This window comes from Agromyces sp. NPDC060279 (genome assembly GCF_042726785.1).
GTDB lineage: Bacteria > Actinomycetota > Actinomycetes > Actinomycetales > Microbacteriaceae > Agromyces.
Genome location: NZ_JBHXBK010000005.1, coordinates 1 through 18,150, shown reverse-complemented (window position 1 = coordinate 18,150; position 18,150 = coordinate 1). Strand labels below are relative to the sequence as shown.

18 protein-coding genes are annotated in these 18,150 nt (G+C 73.0%); 15 read left to right on the top strand and 3 right to left on the bottom strand.

Features of this window, described 5'->3' with window-relative positions; translation table 11 throughout:
* Positions 1-24: 24 nt before the first annotated feature.
* From ACFWE1_RS13760 to ACFWE1_RS13750, 3 genes are all read left to right on the top strand, one after another.
* On the top strand, positions 25-957 hold the full coding sequence (locus ACFWE1_RS13760) for an aminoglycoside phosphotransferase family protein (RefSeq protein ID WP_376933998.1): 933 nt from the start codon (positions 25-27) through the stop codon (positions 955-957).
* A 101-nt stretch (positions 958-1,058) separates the two neighbouring features.
* Positions 1,059-1,451, top strand: coding sequence for a hypothetical protein (locus ACFWE1_RS13755; protein ID WP_376933997.1), 393 nt, complete (start codon positions 1,059-1,061; stop codon positions 1,449-1,451).
* Complete coding sequence (locus tag ACFWE1_RS13750) at positions 1,448-2,947, top strand: hypothetical protein (protein WP_376933996.1); 1,500 nt, start codon at positions 1,448-1,450, stop codon at positions 2,945-2,947. Before ACFWE1_RS13755 ends, ACFWE1_RS13750 begins: the two co-directional genes overlap by 4 nt.
* Here ACFWE1_RS13750 and ACFWE1_RS13745 read toward each other — a convergent pair.
* A complete protein-coding gene (locus ACFWE1_RS13745) occupies positions 2,922-3,305 on the bottom strand; it encodes a phage holin family protein (protein WP_230765204.1) in 384 nt (127 codons plus the stop codon). The two genes, ACFWE1_RS13750 and ACFWE1_RS13745, sit on opposite strands and share 26 nt — an antisense overlap.
* 138 nt (positions 3,306-3,443) lie before the next feature.
* Between ACFWE1_RS13745 and ACFWE1_RS13740 the strand changes: the two genes are divergently transcribed.
* From ACFWE1_RS13740 to ACFWE1_RS13725, 4 genes are all read left to right on the top strand, one after another.
* Complete coding sequence (locus ACFWE1_RS13740; RefSeq protein ID WP_376933995.1) at positions 3,444-4,547, top strand: histidinol-phosphate transaminase; 1,104 nt, start codon at positions 3,444-3,446, stop codon at positions 4,545-4,547.
* A 37-nt stretch (positions 4,548-4,584) separates the two neighbouring features.
* Positions 4,585-5,718 carry a thiamine pyrophosphate-dependent dehydrogenase E1 component subunit alpha gene (locus ACFWE1_RS13735; RefSeq protein ID WP_376933994.1) on the top strand — a complete coding sequence of 378 codons (1,134 nt, stop codon included), beginning with the start codon at positions 4,585-4,587 and terminating at the stop codon, positions 5,716-5,718.
* 158 nt (positions 5,719-5,876) lie between these two features.
* On the top strand, positions 5,877-6,836 hold the full coding sequence (locus ACFWE1_RS13730; RefSeq protein ID WP_376934135.1) for an alpha-ketoacid dehydrogenase subunit beta: 960 nt from the start codon (positions 5,877-5,879) through the stop codon (positions 6,834-6,836).
* A 91-nt stretch (positions 6,837-6,927) separates the two neighbouring features.
* Complete coding sequence (locus ACFWE1_RS13725) at positions 6,928-8,334, top strand: dihydrolipoamide acetyltransferase family protein (RefSeq protein ID WP_376933993.1); 1,407 nt, start codon at positions 6,928-6,930, stop codon at positions 8,332-8,334.
* An 88-nt stretch (positions 8,335-8,422) separates the two neighbouring features.
* On the opposite strand, the gene ACFWE1_RS13720 is transcribed toward ACFWE1_RS13725, so the two are convergent.
* Together ACFWE1_RS13720 and ACFWE1_RS13715 are read right to left on the bottom strand one after the other, a co-directional pair.
* The gene (locus ACFWE1_RS13720; protein ID WP_376933992.1) at positions 8,423-9,283 is read right to left on the bottom strand and encodes a hypothetical protein; all 861 of its coding nucleotides are present in this window, start codon (positions 9,281-9,283) and stop codon (positions 8,423-8,425) included.
* Between the two features lie 26 nt (positions 9,284-9,309).
* Positions 9,310-9,798 (bottom strand): GNAT family N-acetyltransferase, encoded by a 489-nt coding sequence (locus ACFWE1_RS13715; protein WP_376933991.1) that lies wholly within the window; start codon positions 9,796-9,798, stop codon positions 9,310-9,312.
* 171 nt (positions 9,799-9,969) lie between these two features.
* Here ACFWE1_RS13715 and ACFWE1_RS13710 point away from each other — a divergent pair, with 171 nt between their 5' ends.
* The 8 genes from ACFWE1_RS13710 to ACFWE1_RS13675 all read left to right on the top strand — a co-directional run bounded on the left by ACFWE1_RS13710 (position 9,970) and on the right by ACFWE1_RS13675 (position 17,800).
* Positions 9,970-11,049, top strand: a complete 1,080-nt coding sequence (locus ACFWE1_RS13710; RefSeq protein ID WP_376933990.1) for a metal ABC transporter substrate-binding protein — start codon at positions 9,970-9,972, stop codon at positions 11,047-11,049.
* Positions 11,050-11,054: 5 nt separating this feature from the next.
* A complete protein-coding gene (locus ACFWE1_RS13705; RefSeq protein WP_376933989.1) occupies positions 11,055-11,816 on the top strand; it encodes a metal ABC transporter ATP-binding protein in 762 nt (253 codons plus the stop codon).
* 70 nt (positions 11,817-11,886) lie between these two features.
* Positions 11,887-12,816: a metal ABC transporter permease gene (locus tag ACFWE1_RS13700; RefSeq protein ID WP_376933988.1), complete on the top strand. Its 930-nt coding sequence runs from the start codon at positions 11,887-11,889 to the stop codon at positions 12,814-12,816.
* Complete coding sequence (locus tag ACFWE1_RS13695; protein ID WP_376933987.1) at positions 12,816-13,655, top strand: metal ABC transporter permease; 840 nt, start codon at positions 12,816-12,818, stop codon at positions 13,653-13,655. The genes ACFWE1_RS13700 and ACFWE1_RS13695 overlap by 1 nt, the downstream gene beginning before the upstream one ends.
* Entirely contained in the window at positions 13,652-14,050 is a 399-nt protein-coding gene (locus ACFWE1_RS13690; protein WP_189084029.1) for a Fur family transcriptional regulator, read from the top strand. Before ACFWE1_RS13695 ends, ACFWE1_RS13690 begins: the two co-directional genes overlap by 4 nt.
* A gap of 309 nt (positions 14,051-14,359) precedes the next feature.
* Positions 14,360-15,850, top strand: coding sequence for a glycine betaine/L-proline ABC transporter ATP-binding protein (locus ACFWE1_RS13685; RefSeq protein WP_376933986.1), 1,491 nt, complete (start codon positions 14,360-14,362; stop codon positions 15,848-15,850).
* Positions 15,847-16,788, top strand: a complete 942-nt coding sequence (locus tag ACFWE1_RS13680; RefSeq protein WP_376933985.1) for an ABC transporter permease — start codon at positions 15,847-15,849, stop codon at positions 16,786-16,788. The genes ACFWE1_RS13685 and ACFWE1_RS13680 overlap by 4 nt, the downstream gene beginning before the upstream one ends.
* 121 nt (positions 16,789-16,909) lie before the next feature.
* On the top strand, positions 16,910-17,800 hold the full coding sequence (locus tag ACFWE1_RS13675; protein WP_376933984.1) for a glycine betaine ABC transporter substrate-binding protein: 891 nt from the start codon (positions 16,910-16,912) through the stop codon (positions 17,798-17,800).
* Positions 17,801-18,150 lie beyond the last annotated feature (350 nt).

The following is an 18,150-nucleotide window of genomic DNA, read 5'->3' as shown; positions in this document are numbered from 1 at the left end:
CCGACCGACGGGCAGGACCGGGGGATGATGGACGCGCCCACCGCCGACGTCGAGATCGACGAGGCGCTCGCCGCCCGCCTCGTGGCCGAGCAGCACCCGGATCTCGCCGCCCCGGTGCGGCTCGTCGCGAACGGCTGGGACAACGCCATGCTGCGGCTCGGCGAACAGCACCTGATCCGGATGCCGCGCCGGCTCGTCGCCGCCCGGCTCGTCGAGCACGAGCTGCGCTGGCTGCCCGAACTCGCCCGGCACTCCCCCGTCGCGCTCCCGGTGCCGGTGCGCGCCGGGGCGCCGGGGGCGGGCTACCCCTTCGTCTGGAGCATCGGCCCCTGGTTCGACGGCGTCGCCGCCATCGAACTCGATCCGCCCGCGCGGCGCGAGGCCGCCCCCGCGCTGGCGGCGTTCGTCGCCTCCCTGCAGCGCGAGGCGCCGGCGGATGCCCCGGCGAACCCGTACCGCGGCGTGCCCCTCGTCGAGCGCGATCCGGTCGTCGGGCCGCGGATCGCCTCGGGAGCGCTCGACGCCGTCGCCGAACGCGCCGCGCTCGAGCGCGTGTGGCGGGCGTCCCTCGCCGCACCGGGATGGGCGGGGCCGCCGAGCTGGGTGCACGGCGACCTGCATCCGGGGAACCTGCTGCTCCAGCGCGCCGCCGGCCCCCTCGCCGCCGTGCTCGACTTCGGCGACGTGACCTCGGGCGACCCCGCGACCGACCTCTCCGCCGCGTGGCTCTGCTTCGACGCGGCCGGGCGGGAGCGGTTCCGCGCCGGACTGCCCGCGTTCACCGACGCCGACTGGGCGAGGGCGCGCGGCTGGGCCCTCGCCATCGCTTCGGCCATCGTCGAGACGGTCGGGGCCGTCAGCACCATGGGGCGGGTCGGGGCGCTCGCGCTCGCCGCGGTCGTCGCGGACGTCGCGGACGTCGCGGACGTCGCGGACGTCGCGGACGTCGCGGACTAGCCCAGCGGGTTCTCGTCCTCCCCAGGCGGGCGGTGCCGTTCGTTCTCCCCTGATCGGGGTCCCGCGGCCGGTGCGCGCCCCGGCCCGGGCACGATCGAGAGATGCCGCTTGCCTCGCCGACCCACCTCCACCCCGTGCCCTTCACCGACCCCCTCGCCGCCGAGCTCGTCGGCCTCGATCGCCGCATCGAGGCCGTGCGCGCCACCGCGGTGCAGACGCGGGTGCTCCTCGACGAGCTCCCGGTCCTGCAGCAGTCGCTGCCGCTCGTCGGCTGCGCGAGCTGGCGCTCGGCCGCCGCCGAGCACTACGAGGCGCGCCTCGACGAGCTCGTCTCCCGGGTCGACCTCGCCCGCTCCGCCCTTGAGCAGGCCGAGCTCGAGCTGAACGCGACGCTGATCCGGCTGCAGGACGAGCGAGATGAGGCGCAGGCGCGGCTCGTGGCGATGGCGGGCGCCGGCCCCGCGCCGGCCGAGCCGACGCGGGGGTGGCGATGAGCGGCGAGCTGCTCGTCTCCGGCGGGGGCAGCACCGCGGTCGCCGTCGACGAACTCTTCGCCGAAGCGGCCCGGCTCGCGGTCGTCGAGGTGGGCTGCTCGCGCTTCGCCGAGCGCGCGGCGGGGCTGCTCGCCACGATCGGTCGAGCGGGTGGTGCGGCCGGGCGCGCCGAGCACGAACTCGCGCTCGCCACGCATCAGTTCGGGCAGTCGGCCGAGCTCGCCGCATCGCTCGCACGCAACCTCGACGAATCCGCGCTCCGCTACGGCGCCGTCGAGCAGCGACTCGGCGCGCTGCGGCAGCTCGCCGGGCAGTTCGCCGCCTGGACGTTCGGCGCCTCCGCCCGGTTCCTCGCCTGGCCGCTGCTCGCGGCGGCGGGCGGCGTCTTCCTCGGCGACCGCATGCTCGACGCCCTCGGGGTGTCGCGGGAGGGCGCGCTCCCCCTCCTTCGACAGCTCCTCGTGCACCCCGGAGCGGGCGACGCGCTGGCCGCCGCACTCGACTCGAGCGACGAACTGGTGGCCGGTGCGGCCGGGGTCCCCCTGCCCATGGCGGTCGTCGCGGGCGGCTTCGTCGACGCCCCCGACTCCGCCGCCGCGGTGGCGCTGGGGGCCTCGGCGCTCGGCGGGCTCGGGGTCGGCCTCCTGGCCGAGCGCCCGGTCGGGGTGCGCCGGGTCGCCGAGGCTGCCGGCGTTCCCGGCGGCGCACGGGTGCCGGCGCCGCCCGCCGCGGCGTCGCCGGTTGCGCCCCCGGTCGGTGTGGCCGGCCTCGCGGCGCGCGTGCCCCCGCCGCGCGAGGGTGCGCCGCAGATCCGCATCGAGCAGTACCCCGCGCCCGTCGGCGGCGATCGCGCGGGCGAGGGGGCGCGCCGATGGGTCGTCTACGTGACCGGCACGATCGCGCCGTCGCCCGCAGCCGGCGCGCAGCCCTTCGACATGACGAGCAATGTGCACACCGTCGCCGGGCGTGGGGCGGAGGTCGTCGCAGGGTCGTTGCCCGTGGCAGCAGGCGAGCGCGCGGTGCGGCTCGCGCTCGCCGAGGCCGGGGTGCGGCCGGGCGACGAGCTCATCGGCATCGGCTATTCCGGCGGCGGTGCGATCGTCGCCGAGCTGATGGCCGATCCCGAGCTCGGCTTCACGGCGGGGGCGAACCTCGGCGGGCCGGCGCGGGTCGATCCGTCGGCGCCGCTGCTGAACCTCGAGCACCGCGACGACCTGGTGCCGGGCTCGGGCGGGGCCGACCGGCCGCTCGGGCCGCTCGTCGTGCAGCGCGAGGTGGCGACCCCGCCCGAGCGACCGGGCCCGATCCTCACGGCCCACGAGCTCGAGGCCTACCGGCGCACGGCTGAGCTCGTGGATGCCTCGGGCGACCCCAGGCTCGTGGAATTCAGCGCGCTCGTCACCGACTTCACGGCCGGGCGCGAGGGCGAGGCCAGCTTCTGGCTCGCCGAGCGCGAGCCGGAAGCCCCGCTCAGTCCTTCGACGGGCGAACGATGAGGCCGATGAGCCAGCTGATCAGGCCGAGCACGAGCGCGCCGAGCACGCCCCACCAGAAGCCGTCCACCTCGAGGCCGAAGCCGATGAGCCCGCTGATCCAGTCCACGAGCAGCAGCAGCAGCCCGTTGACGATGAACGAGATGAGGCCCAGCGTGATCACGTAGATGGGGAAGGCCACCACCCTGATGAACCCGCCGACGATGGCATTGACGACGCCGAAGATCGCGGCCACCAGCAGGTAGGTGAGGATCGTGGCGAGTTGCGTGTCCTCGTAGGGCACGACCGAGACGCCCGCCACGATGAACGTGGTCAGCCAGAGCGCGAGCGCGACGACGATGGTTTTGACGATGAAGCGCATACCGCCACTCTCCCAGAGCCGGGCGCGTCTGCGAAGGGGGCTGGCCCCCGAATGTCCGATCCGATAAGCAAATTGCCGCGCGACGGGGGCGCGCAACCGAACCGCTCGCGGAATATGCAACGGAGTACGGTGGAACGCGTGACCGCAACGGAGTCGACCGCAACGGAATCTGCCAGCACCGGGGTGCGCCTGCGCCCCGAGATCGCGGCGCTGCCGCCCTACCGCCAGGGGCGTCCCGCGCCCGCCGACGGGTTCAAGCTCTCCAGCAACGAGAACCCCTTCGATCCCCTGCCCTCGGTGCAGCAGGCGGTCGCCGAGACGGCCGGCTCGATCAACCGATACCCCGACGCGACGGCGCTCGCCCTGCGCGAGGTGCTCGCCGCCCGCTTCGGCGTCTCCGCCGACGAGGTCATCATCGGTGCGGGCTCGGTCGCGCTCATCGCGCAATTCGTGCTCGCCGCCGCGGGCCCCGGCGACGAGGTCGTCTATTCGTGGCGCTCTTTCGAGGCCTACCCGGGGCTCGTCACGATCGCCGGCGCCACGAGCGTCGCCGTGCCGAACCGCCCCGACCACGGGCACGACCTCGACGCCATCGCCGACGCCGTGACCGAGCGCACCCGCGTCGTCATCGTCTGCACGCCCAACAACCCGACCGGGGTCACGATCACCCGCGCCGAGCTCGACGCGTTCCTCGCCCGCATCCCCGCCGACCGGCTCGTGCTGCTCGACGAGGCCTACGTCGAGTTCGTGCGCGACGCCGGCGCCGTCGACGGCCGCGAGCTCATCGGCCGGCACCCGAACCTCGTCGTGCTCCGCACCTTCTCCAAGGCCTACGGCCTCGCCGGGCTGCGGGTCGGCTACGCGATCGGCCCGGTCGGCATCCTCGACGCGGCGCGCGCGACCGCCATCCCGCTCGGTGTGACCGCCGCCGCGAGCGCCGCCGCGATCGCCTCGCTCGAGCCGGCCGCCGAGGCCGAGCTGCGCGCGCGCGTCGACGTCATCGCGGAGCGCCGCGACCGCGTGCGGGCCGCGCTGCTCGCCCAGGGCTGGCCGATCCCGGTCAGCCAGGCGAACTTCATCTGGCTCCCCGTGGGCGAGCGCACGAGCGAGATCGCCGAGCGCCTCTTCGACGCCGGACTCGTGACCCGGGCCTTCCCGCCGGAGGGCATCCGGGTCTCGATCGGCGAGGAGGAGTCTGTCGACACCCTCCTCCGGATCCTGAATGAGCTTGTCGAGGGTTGACAAGAACCCCGTCGAAACGAACGGATAGCGTGGAACAGTGGTAGCCCGCGAACGAGACTTCACCGTACCGACGGTCCAGCTGCTGACCCCCGAGGGCCAGCTGCGACCGAGCGCCGAGGCCGAGCCGTACCTGCACCTCGTCGAGGCGCTCGACGACGTGACGCTCGAGCAGTTCTACCGCGACATGGTGACCTCCCGCCGCCTCGACGTCGCCGGCGCGAACCTGCAGCGGCAGGGCCAGCTCGCGCTCTGGGTGCCGAGCCACGGTCAGGAGGCCGCCCAGGTGGGTTCGGCGCGCGCGAGCCGCCCGCAGGACCATCTCTTCCCCTCCTACCGCGAGCACATCGTCGGCATCATCCGGGGCCTCGACCCCGTCGCGATCCTCTCGCTGCTCCGCGGCGCGACGCTCGGCGGCTGGGACCCGGCGCAGAACGGCAACTTCCACCTGTACACGCTCGTGCTCGCCTCGCAGACGCTGCACGCGACGGGCTACGCGATGGGCATCCAGTTCGACGGGGCGAGCGGCACCGGCGATCCCGAGAGCGACGCCGCCGTGCTCGTCTACTACGGCGACGGCTCCACCTCGCAGGGCGACGCCAGCGAGGCGCTCGTCTTCGCCGCGAGCTACCGCACGCCCCAGGTGTTCTTCGTGCAGAACAACCAGTGGGCGATCTCCGTGCCGGTCTCCCGCCAGTCGCCGAGCCCGCTCGCGCTGCGCGGCACCGGCTTCGGCATGCCGAGCGTGCAGATCGACGGCAACGACGTGCTCGCGAGCTACGCGGTCACGCGGCAGTCCCTCGAAGAGGCGCGCGCCGGCGAGGGGCCGAGCTTTATCGAGGCCGTGACCTACCGCATGGGCGCGCACACCACCGCCGACGACCCCACGAAGTACCGCACGCAGGACGAGGTCGACCTCTGGACGACCCGCGACCCGATCACCCGCTACCGCACCTGGCTCGAGGGCCGCGGCGCGAGCGCGGCGTTCTTCGACGAGGTCGACGCCGAGGCGCAGGACTTCGCCGCCGATGTGCGCCGCCGCGCGCTCGAGCTGCCCTCGCCCACGCGCGAGACGATCTTCGAGCACGTCTACCACGAGCCGCACCCGCTCATGGCCGAGCAGTACGCCTGGCTCGACCGCTTCGAGCGCTCGCTCGACGGGAGCGACGCATGAGCCTCGCCGGCGACGCCATCCGACCCCTCGACGAGCCCGGCACCGCCCGGGCGCAGGACCAGGAGCTCCCCGTGACGAACGACTCGACGGCCGAGGCATCCGCCCGGCCCTCGCAGCAGGACGCCGATCCCGCCGTGCGCGGCGTGCAGACCCTGTCCATGGCGAAGGCCATCACCGCCGGGCTCCGCGAGGCGCTGCGCGCCGACGAGAAGGTGCTGCTGATGGGCGAGGACATCGGCCCGCTCGGCGGCGTCTTCCGCGTGACCGAGGGCCTGCAGGCCGAGTTCGGCGAGCGCCGGGTGCTCGACACCCCGCTCGCCGAGTCCGGCATCGTGGGCACGGCGATCGGCCTCGCGATGCGCGGCTACCGCCCGGTCATCGAGATCCAGTTCGACGGCTTCATCTTCCCCGCGTTCGACCAGATCACGACGCAGCTCTCCCGCATCAACCTGCGGCACGGCGGCGGCATGCCGATGCCCATCGTGATCCGCGTGCCCTACGGCGGCCACATCGGCTCGATCGAGCACCACCAGGAGAGCCCCGAGGCGTACTTCGCGCACACCCCGGGCCTGCGGGTCGTGAGCCCCTCGAACCCGCACGACGCGTACTGGATGATCCAGGAGGCCATCGCCTCGAACGACCCCGTGCTCTACTTCGAGCCCAAGAGCCGCTACTGGCCCAAGGGCCCGGTCGACCTCGACCACGCCGGCATCCCGCTGCACGAGAGCCGCGTCGTCCGTCAGGGCACCGACGTCACCGTCGTCGGCCACGGCGCCATGGTCGCCACGCTCCTGCAGGCGGCCGACATCGCCGCGGGCGAGGGCACGAGCCTCGAGGTCGTCGATCTGCGCAGCCTCTCCCCCATCGACTACGGACCCCTGCTCGAGTCCGTGCACCGCACCGGCCGCCTGGTCGTCGCGCAGGAGGCGTACGGCAACGTCTCCGTCGGTTCCGAGATCGCCGCCACCGTCGCCGAGCGGGCGTTCTACTCGCTCGAGGCCCCGGTGCTGCGCGTCTCCGGATTCGACACCCCCTTCCCGCCCGCCGCCCTCGAGACCGAGTACCTGCCGAGCCCCGACCGGGTGCTCGAGGCCGTCGACCGGGCCCTGGCCTTCTGATGCATGCCGGGGCCAGCATGCGGCATCGAGCAGGCTGGACCAGGCATCGCGCAACACCGCACGACCCTTCGAACGAGAGGCGCACCCGCCCATGAGCGAGATCCGGTTCCCCCTTCCCGACGTCGGCGAGGGCCTCACCGAGGCTGAGATCGTGCAGTGGAAGGTCGCCCCCGGCGACCGCATCGCGCTCGACCAGGTGTTCGTCGAGATCGAGACCGCGAAGTCGCTCGTCGAGCTGCCGAGCGCCTACGAGGGCGTCGTCGCCGAGCTCCTCGTCGACGAGGGTTCGACAGTCGACGTGGGCACGCCGATCCTGGTCATCCAGACGGATGCCTCGAACGGCATGAACGCCGCGGCGCCCGCGGCTCCGGCCGGCGCGCCCGCTGCGCCCGCGTCCGACGCGGCCGAGCTCGTCGCCGACACCGCCGCGTCCATCGCGGCCGACGAGGGCGGCGCCGTGCTCGTCGGGCACGGGGCATCCGGTCCCGCGATCAGCCGCCGTCGCCGGCACCCCGTCGCCGACGGCGCGCACGCCCACCTCGGCGACGCCCACGTGCCGCCCGCTCCCCCCACGGCGCCGGCCGTCGAGGCGGCGCCGGTCGCGGCATCCGCTCCGCGCCCCTCGGTCGAGTCGCAGATCCCCGTCATCGCGAAGCCGCCGATCCGCAAGCTCGCGAAGGACCTCGGCGTCGACCTCACCAGGGTCACCCCGACCGGGCCGATCGGCGACGTCACGCGCGACGACGTCATCCGCGAGGCGACGCAGGCGAGCGTCTTCCGCAACATCCAGACGCCGGAGCTCCCTGAGGGCCGGGAGACCCGCATCCCCGTGAAGGGTGTGCGCAAGGCCATCGCCTCGGCGATGGTGCAGAGCGCGTTCACCGCGCCGCACGTCTCGGTCTTCGCCGACGTCGACGCCACGCGCACGATGGAGTTCGTGAAGCGGCTCAAGGCCTCCCCCGACTTCGCGGGCGTGAAGGTCTCGCCGCTGCTGATCATGGCGAAGGCGATGATCTGGGCCGTCCGCCGCAATCCGACGGTCAACGCGCAGTGGACCGACGAGGAGATCATCGTCAAGCACTTCGTGAACCTCGGCATCGCCGCGGCGACCCCGCGCGGGCTCATCGTGCCGAACGTCAAGGACGCGCAGAACATGTCGATGGTCGAGCTCGCCGCCGCGCTCGAGCAGCTGACGCTCACCGCGCGCGAGGGCAAGACGCAGCCCGCCGAGATGCAGCACGGCACGATCACGATCACGAACATCGGCGTCTTCGGCATGGACACCGGCACGCCGATCCTGAACCCGGGCGAGGTCGCGATCGTCGCGCTCGGCACGATCAAGCAGAAGCCCTGGGTCGTCGACGGCGAGGTGCGCCCGCGCTACGTCACGACGATCGGCGGCTCCTTCGACCACCGCGTGGTCGACGGCGACGTGGCGAGCCGGTTCCTGGCGGACGTGGCCGCGATCATCGAGGAGCCCGCCCTGCTGCTCGAGTGAGCGGCGCGGTCGTGGCCGCTCATGACGTCAGTTTCTGCGGGTGCGCTCGGCCCGGCACCCGCAAAAACTGACGTCGATCGGCGGCCGCTCATTCCCACGGGGCGATCGGCCGCGCGGTGGGCGGGAGCGGCGGCTGCACGGTGAGCGTGAGCCCGCCCTGATCCGCGAGCGCGGTCAGCTCGGTCGACGCGGTCGCGGGGGTGTCGTCGCGCAGCTCGACCGTGACGGCGCCGCCCTCGATCGCGACGGTGCCGGTGCCGAGCTCCTGCGCGCGTTCGACGAGCGGCAGGAACGGGGCGAGCTCGGTCTCCGCGTCGAGCAGCGCGGCGAGGTGCACGTGGCCGGGCGTCGCCGGGTCGCCGTCCTCGTCCCAGGTGCCGCGGAAGTCGAGCGGGACGCCGGGCAGTTCGGCGCGCACGTCGCGAAGGGCCTCCGGCAGTCGCGCGCGCTCCGTCGAGGCGAGCGTCACCAGGACCGGGTCCGCGCCGCCCGCATCCGGGCCTTCGAGCGAGACGTTGAAGCGCCCCTCGAACTCCTCGCCGAGGCGCTGCATCGCGGCGCTCGCCTCGGCGAAGCGCACGAGCCCGGGCTCCGACAGGCAGGTGGTGCCGGACTCCGGCGAGAAGACGTCCAGCACCGTGCCCGGCGCGAGCGAGTCCTCGTTCGTCGCGATCGACATCGTGGCCACCTCGACGTCGCCCTCGCAGCTCACTTGTGCGATGCGACGGGCCTCGTCCTCGCTCAGCGCGGGGTCCACGACGAGCCAGAGCCGATGCTCCGCCGGGGACAGCACTCCCCCGGCGAGCTCCGCCCGTGCCGAGACGACGCCGGGAAGGCCGTCGAGCCGGCCGGCCAGGTTCTGCAGGGCGGGTGCCTGGCCGACGCAGCCGCTGAGGAGGACGGCGGACGAGAGGACGAGGACGGACGCGGCGGCCGGTCGAACTCGCATGCCCCCATCCTGCCGTTCGGAAGCGATCAGGCGAAACGGCGCTCGTAGACGAGCTGGCCCTCGGCTTCGGCGGTGCGCTGCATGCCGGCGTGCTCGAGCGCCCGACGGGCCGGCAGGTTCTCGACCTCGGCCTGGGCGCGCACGAGCCTGGCGCCAGCGGAGCGGGCCAGCTCGAGGGCCGCGACGACCGTGGGGACCGAGAGCCCCTGCCCGCGCACCGCGGGCACGAGTCCGAACGCGAACTCGACGGCGCCGTGCTCGTCGGGCGGGCCGAAGAGGTTCACTCCCCCGATCGCCGCACCCTCGGCGCCACGGTGCACGAGGTAGGGGCCGAAGGGCGCCGGATCGCCGTCTTCTCGCACGGTGCGCACGAACTCCCGGAGCAGCTCGGGCTCGTCGGTGAAGGCGTAGCCGCCCTCCCAGCCGTCTGTGGCGGCGATCTCGCCGGCGAGCAGCCGCTCGGCTTCGGCGACGGTGAACGGATGCAACGTGATGGGCTCGGTCGTCGTATCCACGTGCTTCACTCTCCCACGTTCCGATGACGCGCAGGTTTCCGATGTGCGTCCGGCGTCACGCGGTGACGCCGTGAGACGGCGGATGACCCCGCCGACGGCCGGAGCGACGCGGTCACCGCCGAGGCCGTGATGGTTTTGACAATCATTATCAATAAGCGTAGCGTCGGTGGCATGACCGCACGACGACGCCCAAGCCGCCCGACCCTCGCCATCGCCGCGCTCGCCATCGGCGCCACCGGGGCGCTGGTGCTCGCCGGCTGCTCGACCGGGGGAGCGGCGGCCGACGGCAACGGCAGCGGCGTCTCGATCGTCGCGACCACCACGCAGGTGGGCGACTTTACCCGCGAGCTCGTGGGAGACGAGGCGAAGGTGACGCAGCTCCTCGGCCCGGGGCAGAGTGCGCACGGCTTCGACCCCTCGGCCGCCCAGCTCGCCGCCATCGCGAGCGCCGATGCGCTCGTGGTGAACGGCGCCGGCCTCGAGAACTGGGTCGACGACGCGGTCGCCGCCTCCGGCTTCGACGGCACGCTCATCGACGCCAGCACCGGCATCGAGCTCTTCGGCACGCACGACCACGACCACGGCGACGAGTCGGGCGACGAGCACGCCGACCACGACGAGCACGCCGATCATGAACACGAGGCCGACGCCGACCACGACGGCCACGACCACAGCGGCGGCAACCCGCACATCTGGACCGACCCCGAGCTCGCCGAGCAGATGGTCGAGAACATCGCCGACGGCCTCGCCGAGGTGCCCGGCCTCGACGCCGCGACGATCGACGCGAACGAGTCGGCCTACACCGCGAAGCTCGACGCGCTCGACCAATGGATCGAGCAGAACGTCTCGCAGGTGCCCGTCGCCGATCGGCTGCTCGTCACCAATCACGACGCCTTCACGTACTTCGTCGAGGCCTACGACCTCACCTTCGTGGGCAGCGTCATCCCGAGCTTCGACGACAACGCCGAGCCCTCGGCCGCCGAGATCGACGAGCTCGTGAAGAAGATCCGCGAGACCGGGGTCAAGGCCGTCTTCTCGGAGGGCTCGATCTCGCCGAAGGCCGCGGAGACGATCGCCTCGGAGGCGGGGGTCGCCGTGTACTCCGGCGAGGACGCGCTCTACGGCGACGCGCTCGGCGCCGAGGGCACGGACGGCGCCACCTACCTCGGCAGCCAGGAGCACAACGTTCGGCTGATCCTGGAGTCGTGGGGCGTCGTGCCGAGCGAGCTCCCCGCCGTGCTGCAAAAATGACGGGCATGACCGATCCCGTCCTGGAGCTGCGGGGGGCCGCGTTCACGCACCCCGGCGGTTCCGGCGTCTCGGGTCTCGACTTCGCGATCGCCCCGGGGGAAGCGGTCGCGCTCGTCGGTCCCAACGGCGCCGGCAAGTCGACCCTGCTGAAGGGGCTGCTGGGCCTGGTGCCGAAGACCGCGGGCCGGGTGCGCATCGCGGGCAGTGAACATGCCGCGAACGGCATGATCGGATTCCTGCCACAGACCGCCGAGCTCGATCCGGAGTTCCCGATCACGCTCGAGCAGGTCGTCATGCAGGGGCGGTATCGCAAACTCGGGCTGTTCCGCTGGCCGGGTCGCGCCGATCGCGCGGCGGTGCGTCGCGCGATCGAGTCGGTCGGACTCGGCCCCCTTGCGAAGCGGCGCTACGGCGAGCTCTCGGGCGGCCAGCGCCAGCGCGGCCTGCTCGCCCGCGCACTCGCCTCGGAGCCGGTGCTGCTGCTGCTCGACGAACCGTTCAACGGGCTCGACCAGCCGAATCGCGACGCACTGATCGAGACGCTGCGCCGGCTGAAGACCGAACGGGTCTCGGTGCTCGTCTCCACGCACGACCTCGAGCTCGCGCGCCAGGTCTGCGACGCGGTGCTCTTCGTGAACGGCGAACAGCTCGCGTTCGGCCCGATCGACGAGGTGCTCACCCTCGCCAACGTGCAGGAGTGCTTCGAAGGCGTCGAGGTCGAAGTCGACGAGCACACCCTCGTCGTGCCCGGCCACGAGGGACATTGATGCCGCGATCCGTATATACCGTCACGGCTCGCGCAGCAGGCGACGCGTCGCCGGCGGGGGAGTGGCGCGCATGAGCCTCGGCGACGCCCTCTTCGGGGCGTTCGCGATGCCGTTCATGGGCCGGGCGCTCTTCGTGATGCTCGTGCTCGCCATCGTCGCGGGGGTGATCGGCGTGCTCGTGAACCTGCGCGGACTCGAGTTCATCACCGACGGGCTGACGCACGCGGTCTTCCCCGGACTCGCGATCGGACTGGCCCTCGGCGGCACGGCGGGTCTCATCCCGGGAGCCGCCGTCGCGGCGCTGGGCGCCGCCCTCGTGCTCACGTGGCTCGACCGCGCCGGCATCACCTCCGATGCGGCGATCGCGATCGTGCTCACGGCGACCTTCAGCATCGGCGTGATCGTGGTGTCCCGCAGCGACGACTACGCGGGCGAACTGGAGGCGCTGCTCTTCGGGCGGGTGCTCACGGTGCCGCCCGAGCAGCTCGTGCCGCTCGTCGGCGTCTCGCTGCTCGCGCTGCTCGCGATCGGGGTGACGATGAAGCAGCAGCTGCTGCGCGCCTTCGACCCCGCCGGCAGCCGCGCGATGGGCGACTCGGCGCTGGGGCTCGACCTGGTGCTGAACGCCGCCGTCGCGCTCGTCGTCGTCGCGGCGTCGGCCACGATCGGCTCGCTGCTCGTGCTCGCCCTGCTCATCGTGCCCGGCGCCGTCGCCCGGCTGGTGACGGTGCGCCTGTGGTGGCTGTTCCCCATCGCCGCGGCCTTCGCCGCGGTCGCGGCGTGGCTCGGTCTCGCGGCGAACTACGCGATCTCGCTGGGTGCCGGGGTCGACCTTCCCGCCGGCTCGACGATCGTCGCGGTCTTCGTGCTCGGCTACGGGCTCGTGCTCGCGATCGCACTGCTCCTCGGGCGGCGCGCACCGCGTCGGCGCCCGGAGCGCGCGGCCGAGTCGCCGGCGACCACGACGGCGGCAGCCGCGACGGCGGGGGAGGCGGCCTGATGGGGTACTTCGAGCGCGCCCTCCTCGCGGCCGTCGTGATCGGCGCCGGTGCCGGCTTCGTCGGCGCCCTCGTCGTGCTGCGCCGCCGCACCTTCTTCGCGCAGGCGCTCACACACGCCACCTACCCCGGAGCGGTCGCCGCGGCCGCCCTCGGCGTCAGCGTCCCGCTCGGCGCCGCGGTCGCCTCGGTCGCGATCGTCGCGGTCATGGCGGGGATCGCCCGGGTGCGCCGGCAGGGCGCCCAGGTCGCCGCGGGCGTCGTGCTGACCGCCGGATTCGCCGCGGGCGCGCTGCTGCAGGCGAGCCTGCCCGGCATGCCGGTGCACGCCGAATCGTTCCTGGTCGGCTCGATCCTCACGGTCACCGACGGCGACATCCTGCTGGCCGGGATCGTCGCGGTCGCCGCGGTCGTGCTCGTCGCGGCCTTCGGCACGCGGATCTTCTTCTCGACCTTCGACCCGTCCGGATTCCGGGCCGCGGGCTTCCGCGAGTGGCCCGTCGAACTCCTGGTGCTGGCGCTCATCGCGGCCTCCGTGGTCTCCTCGCTGCCGGCGGTCGGGGCGATCCTCGCGATCGCGCTCATCGCCGCACCGGCCGCCGCGGCACGGCTGGTCGTGTCGAGCTATCGCGGCGTGCTCTTCGTCGCGCCCGTGATCGGCGCGGCATCCGGCATCATCGGCGTGCTCGTCTCGCGCGCCTTCGCGATCGCGGCCGGGCCGTCGATCGCGCTCGCCGCCACGGCGTTCTTCGCCGTCGCCTTGGGCGTTTCCAAGCTTCGACGGCTACCGTGGAGGGGGCAGATCCCGGTCGAGACGGCAGAGGACGCACGCATCGCATGAAACGCAACACCTGGCAGCGCGAAGCCGTTCGCGAGGCCCTCGACGACACCGAGGGCTTCATCAGCGCGCAGGCCCTGCACTCGGCGCTGCACGCGAATGGCTCGCCGATCGGATTGGCGACGGTGTACCGTGCGCTCGGCGACCTCGCCTCGAGCGGCGAGGCCGACTCCCTGCAGTCCCCCGAGGGCGAGGCGCTCTACCGCGCGTGCTCGACGACGGGCCATCACCACCACCTGATCTGCCGCAATTGCGGGCTCACGGTGGAGATCGCAGCCGACGAGGTCGAGGCCTGGGCCAAGGGCGTCGCCGCCGAGCACGGCTTCACCCAGGCCGCCCACGTGGTCGACGTCTTCGGGCTCTGCGCGAACTGCACCAAGCTCGCCGCCGCCGGCTGAGCGGGCGCAGAAGCCCAGGTCAGGTCAGATTTCCAACCGTTCGGTTTGAGTTCTGCTCCCGAAGGTGGATAGCGTGGACGAGGTCCTCGTGACCGTTTGAACCCAGTCCGCGGCCCCGCGGCACCGTGGTGCCAGGGGACGTATGGTGGGGGCGTGGTGCCCGGTCCCGATGGCCGGTCGCGCTGGATCCCCGGATCGCTGGACCGCGTATCGCGCTCCGCTCCCGGATCCCGGATCGCCCTGACCCGGCCGTGACTCGTGCGCGTCAGCCCACAGCACCCTCCGCCGGCGCGCCAGGAGCACCCGTCTATGCCCGTGCGCCCGAAGCAGCCCGACCCCAGCACCCGACCCGACCCCGGCACCGAGCCCCCGACGTCCCAGCCCGAGCAGCACCCGGACCCGCTCGCGCTCCGGCCCGTCGCCGCCGAGACGCCCGCGATCGAGGTCGCCGGCCTCACCAAGTTCTTCGGCCGCCGTCCCGGCGAGGCCCTCGAACGCTTGCGCCGCGGCGCGAGCCGCGAGGAGCTCGCCGGACTCGGCACCGCCGCCGTCATCGACGCCGACTTCCAGGTCGCGCAGGGCGAGATCTTCGTCGTCATGGGCCTCTCCGGCTCCGGCAAGTCGACGCTCATCCGGATGCTGAACGGTCTGCTGCCCGCGACCGCCGGCACCGTCTCCGTGATGGGGGAGCGCATCACCGGCATCGCCCCGAAGCGGCTCCGCGAGGTGCGCCGCCGGCACGTGTCGATGGTGTTCCAGCACTTCGCCCTGCTGCCGCACCGGAACGTGCGCGACAACGCCGCCTACGGCCTCGAGATCCAGGGCGTCGCGCCCGCGGAGCGTCGCGAGCGCGCCGACCGGATCCTCGAACGCGTCGGCCTCGGCGGCTGGGGCGACAAGCTCCCGTCCGAGCTCTCCGGCGGCATGCAGCAGCGGGTGGGGCTCGCCCGCGCGCTCGCCGCGGACACCGACATCCTGCTGATGGACGAGGCGTTCAGCGCCCTCGACCCGCTGATCCGCCGCGAGATGCAGGAGCAGCTCATCGAGTTGCAGCAGGAGCTCGGCAAGACGATCGTCTTCATCACGCACGACCTCAACGAGGCGATGTTCCTCGGCGACCGCATCGCGGTCATGCGCGACGGCCGCATCGTGCAGCTCGGCACCGCGGAGGAGATCCTCACCGATCCCGCCGACGACTACGTCGCCCAGTTCGTGCAGGACGTCGACCGCGCCCGCGTGCTCACCGCCGCGAACGTGATGGAACCCCCGCGCGCGGTCGTGTCCGCCTCCGCCGGCCCGCGTGGCGCGCTGCGCACCATGCGCGACCTGCAGACCTCGATGGCCTTCGTCGTCACCGGCGGGCGCCGGCTGCGCGGCGTCATCCGCGACCGTGACGCGCTCCGGCTCGTGCAGCGCGGCGACCGCTCGCTCGAGAGCGCGATCCGCGACGACCACCCCGTCGTGCACCCCGACGAGCACCTCAGCGAACTCCTCGAGACCTCGGTCGAGAGCCCCCTGCCGCTCGCCGTGGTCGACGACGCCGGGCGCCTGCTCGGCGCCGTCCCGCGCGTCACCCTGCTCGCCGCGCTCGGCAACGTCCCAGCCGTGACCGGCGAGCTCGAGATCGTCGAGCCGCCCGCGACCGTGCCGATCGACGTGGTGACCGCGACGCTCCGCGAAACGGCGGGCGCGGCCCACGAGGACGTCGAGGCGGCGGCGAGCGAGGCGGAGCCCACCGCGGATGCCGCGCCGGAGCTCGCCCGGCCGGTCGCCGCCGCGACGGAGGGGGGTGCACGATGAACGGCTTCCGCCTGCCCCTCGGCGAGTGGATCGAAGCGATCTTCCGCACCATCACCGACGTCGCCGGAGGCTTCTTCTCCGCGCTGCGCACGATCTTCCTCGGCGCCTACGACGCGGTCGACTGGCTCTTCTCAGCGCCCCCGTTCTGGGCCGTGATCATCGCGATCGCGGCGCTCGCCTGGTGGGCGCGCGGCTGGAAGCTCGGGGTCGGCACAGCCCTCGGCCTCCTCGTCATCCTCGGCGTCGACCAGTGGGACAACGCCATGGACTCGCTCGCCCTCGTGCTCGTCGCGAGCGCCATCGCGATCGCGGTCGCCGTGCCGCTCGGCATCCTGGCGGCGCGGAACGACGTCGCGTCCCGCATCATCCGGCCGATCCTCGACTTCATGCAGACGATGCCGGCGATGGTGTACCTGATCCCCGCCCTCGTGCTCTTCCGGGTCGGCGTCGTGCCCGGCATCGTCGCGACGATCGTGTTCGCGATGGCGCCCGGCGTGCGGCTCACCGAGCTCGGCATCCGCGGTGTCGACCGCGAGGTGGTCGAGGCGGGGCAGGCCTTCGGCTCCTCCCCGGGCCGCATCCTGCGGCAGATCCAGCTGCCGCTCGCGATGCCGTCGATCATGGCCGGCGTGAACCAGGTCATCATGCTCTCGCTGTCGATGGTCGTCATCGCCGGCATGGTCGGCGCGGGCGGCCTCGGCGGCCAGGTCGTCGCGAGCCTCACCCGGCTCGACGTCGGGCTCGGCTTCGAGGCCGGGCTCTCCGTCGTCATCCTCGCCGTCATCCTGGACCGCATCACCGGTGCGTTCGGCGGCGGCTTCCGCGGCAAGGCCGGCACGGCCAAGGCGGCGACGAAGGCCAAGGCGGCGACGCCGCAGACCGCCGCCGAGGCCGACCCGGAGCCGCAGCCGCCACGCGTGCCCGCCGCGACCGCCTGAGCGGCGCCCCGACTCGCGGGCGCCGGCGCCCGACCGCCGGCGCCCGTCGATCCCGCGCGGCGCCCCCGCGCGGAACATCCCCAACACCCGCGACACAGCACGCGGGAGGAAAGGAAGCACCATGAAGAAGCGACACCTCACCTCGGCCCTCGCCATCGGCGCGGCCGCGACGATCGCCCTGGCCGGCTGCGCGGGCGACGGCGGGGGCAGCGGCGACGCCGCCTCCGACAAGCAGCTCACGATCGCCGTATTCAACGGCTGGGACGAGGGCATCGCCGCCTCCGAGCTCTGGAAGGCGGTGCTGACCGAGCAGGGCTACGACGTCACGCTCGAGTACGCCGACGTCGCGCCGGTCTTCTCCGGCCTCTCCACCGGCGACTACGACCTCACCCTCGACGTGTGGCTGCCGCAGACGCACGCGAGCTACCTCGAGCAGTTCGGGGCCGACCTGACCGACCTCGGCGCCTGGAACGACGAGGCCTCGCTCACGGTCGCGGTCAACGAGGACGCTCCGATCGACTCCCTCGCCGACCTGGCGAAGCACGCCGACGAGTTCGACAACCGCATCGTCGGCATCGAGCCGGGCGCGGGCCTCACCGAGGCGGTGCAGAACGAGACCATCCCGACGTACGGCCTCGACGGCATGGAGTTCGTCACCTCCTCGACGCCCGCCATGCTCTCCGAGCTGACCGCGGCGACCGACGCCGGCGAGAACATCGTCGTCACGCTGTGGCGCCCGCACTGGGCCTACGACGCCTTCCCGCTGAAGGACCTGAAGGACCCCGAGGGCACGCTCGGCACCGCCGAGGGCATCCACGCCTTCGGCAGCGGCAGCTTCGCCGACGACCACCCCGAGGTCGCCGAGTGGCTGTCGAACTTCACGATGGACAGCGAGCTGCTCTACTCGCTCGAGAACGCCATGTTCAACGAGCACACCGGTGACGACTACGACCAGGTCGTGGCCGACTGGATCGCCGACAACCAGGAGTGGGTCGACGGCCTGACGAAGTAACACACGCGCGCACCGCGAGGTGCGTCGCCCACGCGGATGCCGCGGGCCACCCCGGCCCGCGGCATCCGCCGTCTTCCCGCGGGCTCTGGACGCCGCCCGCGATCTTCCGTAGCATCCGACTCGGATGCAGGTTCGGGGGGACCCATCCGTCGCCGCCCGCGGCATCCGCGCCGGCACCGAGCTCCGGTGCCGGATCTCGATGCTGGGGGGCCACATGTCCGATCGACTCGACTCCGATGAGACGCCGAACTTCTCGAGGCCGGGGGAGGCGACGGTCGCGGCGCGGCACCGCATCCCGCAGGCCGAGTCTCTGCCGGATACGGCGTATCAGATCGTGCATGACGAGATCA

Excerpts from the sequence above, each read along its gene's own strand:
- ACFWE1_RS13760 (WP_376933998.1), top strand. The coding sequence starts at position 25 with ATGATGGACGCGCCCACCGCCGACGTCGAGATCGACGAGGCGCTCGCC.
- ACFWE1_RS13755 (WP_376933997.1), top strand. The coding sequence starts at position 1,059 with ATGCCGCTTGCCTCGCCGACCCACCTCCACCCCGTGCCCTTCACCGAC.
- ACFWE1_RS13750 (WP_376933996.1), top strand. The coding sequence starts at position 1,448 with ATGAGCGGCGAGCTGCTCGTCTCCGGCGGGGGCAGCACCGCGGTCGCC.
- ACFWE1_RS13745 (WP_230765204.1), bottom strand. The coding sequence starts at position 3,305 with ATGCGCTTCATCGTCAAAACCATCGTCGTCGCGCTCGCGCTCTGGCTG.
- ACFWE1_RS13730 (WP_376934135.1), top strand. The coding sequence starts at position 5,877 with ATGGCGAAGGCCATCACCGCCGGGCTCCGCGAGGCGCTGCGCGCCGAC.
- ACFWE1_RS13725 (WP_376933993.1), top strand. The coding sequence starts at position 6,928 with ATGAGCGAGATCCGGTTCCCCCTTCCCGACGTCGGCGAGGGCCTCACC.
- ACFWE1_RS13720 (WP_376933992.1), bottom strand. The coding sequence starts at position 9,283 with ATGCGAGTTCGACCGGCCGCCGCGTCCGTCCTCGTCCTCTCGTCCGCC.
- ACFWE1_RS13710 (WP_376933990.1), top strand. The coding sequence starts at position 9,970 with ATGACCGCACGACGACGCCCAAGCCGCCCGACCCTCGCCATCGCCGCG.
- ACFWE1_RS13705 (WP_376933989.1), top strand. The coding sequence starts at position 11,055 with ATGACCGATCCCGTCCTGGAGCTGCGGGGGGCCGCGTTCACGCACCCC.
- ACFWE1_RS13700 (WP_376933988.1), top strand. The coding sequence starts at position 11,887 with ATGAGCCTCGGCGACGCCCTCTTCGGGGCGTTCGCGATGCCGTTCATG.
- ACFWE1_RS13695 (WP_376933987.1), top strand. The coding sequence starts at position 12,816 with ATGGGGTACTTCGAGCGCGCCCTCCTCGCGGCCGTCGTGATCGGCGCC.
- ACFWE1_RS13690 (WP_189084029.1), top strand. The coding sequence starts at position 13,652 with ATGAAACGCAACACCTGGCAGCGCGAAGCCGTTCGCGAGGCCCTCGAC.
- ACFWE1_RS13685 (WP_376933986.1), top strand. The coding sequence starts at position 14,360 with ATGCCCGTGCGCCCGAAGCAGCCCGACCCCAGCACCCGACCCGACCCC.
- ACFWE1_RS13680 (WP_376933985.1), top strand. The coding sequence starts at position 15,847 with ATGAACGGCTTCCGCCTGCCCCTCGGCGAGTGGATCGAAGCGATCTTC.
- ACFWE1_RS13675 (WP_376933984.1), top strand. The coding sequence starts at position 16,910 with ATGAAGAAGCGACACCTCACCTCGGCCCTCGCCATCGGCGCGGCCGCG.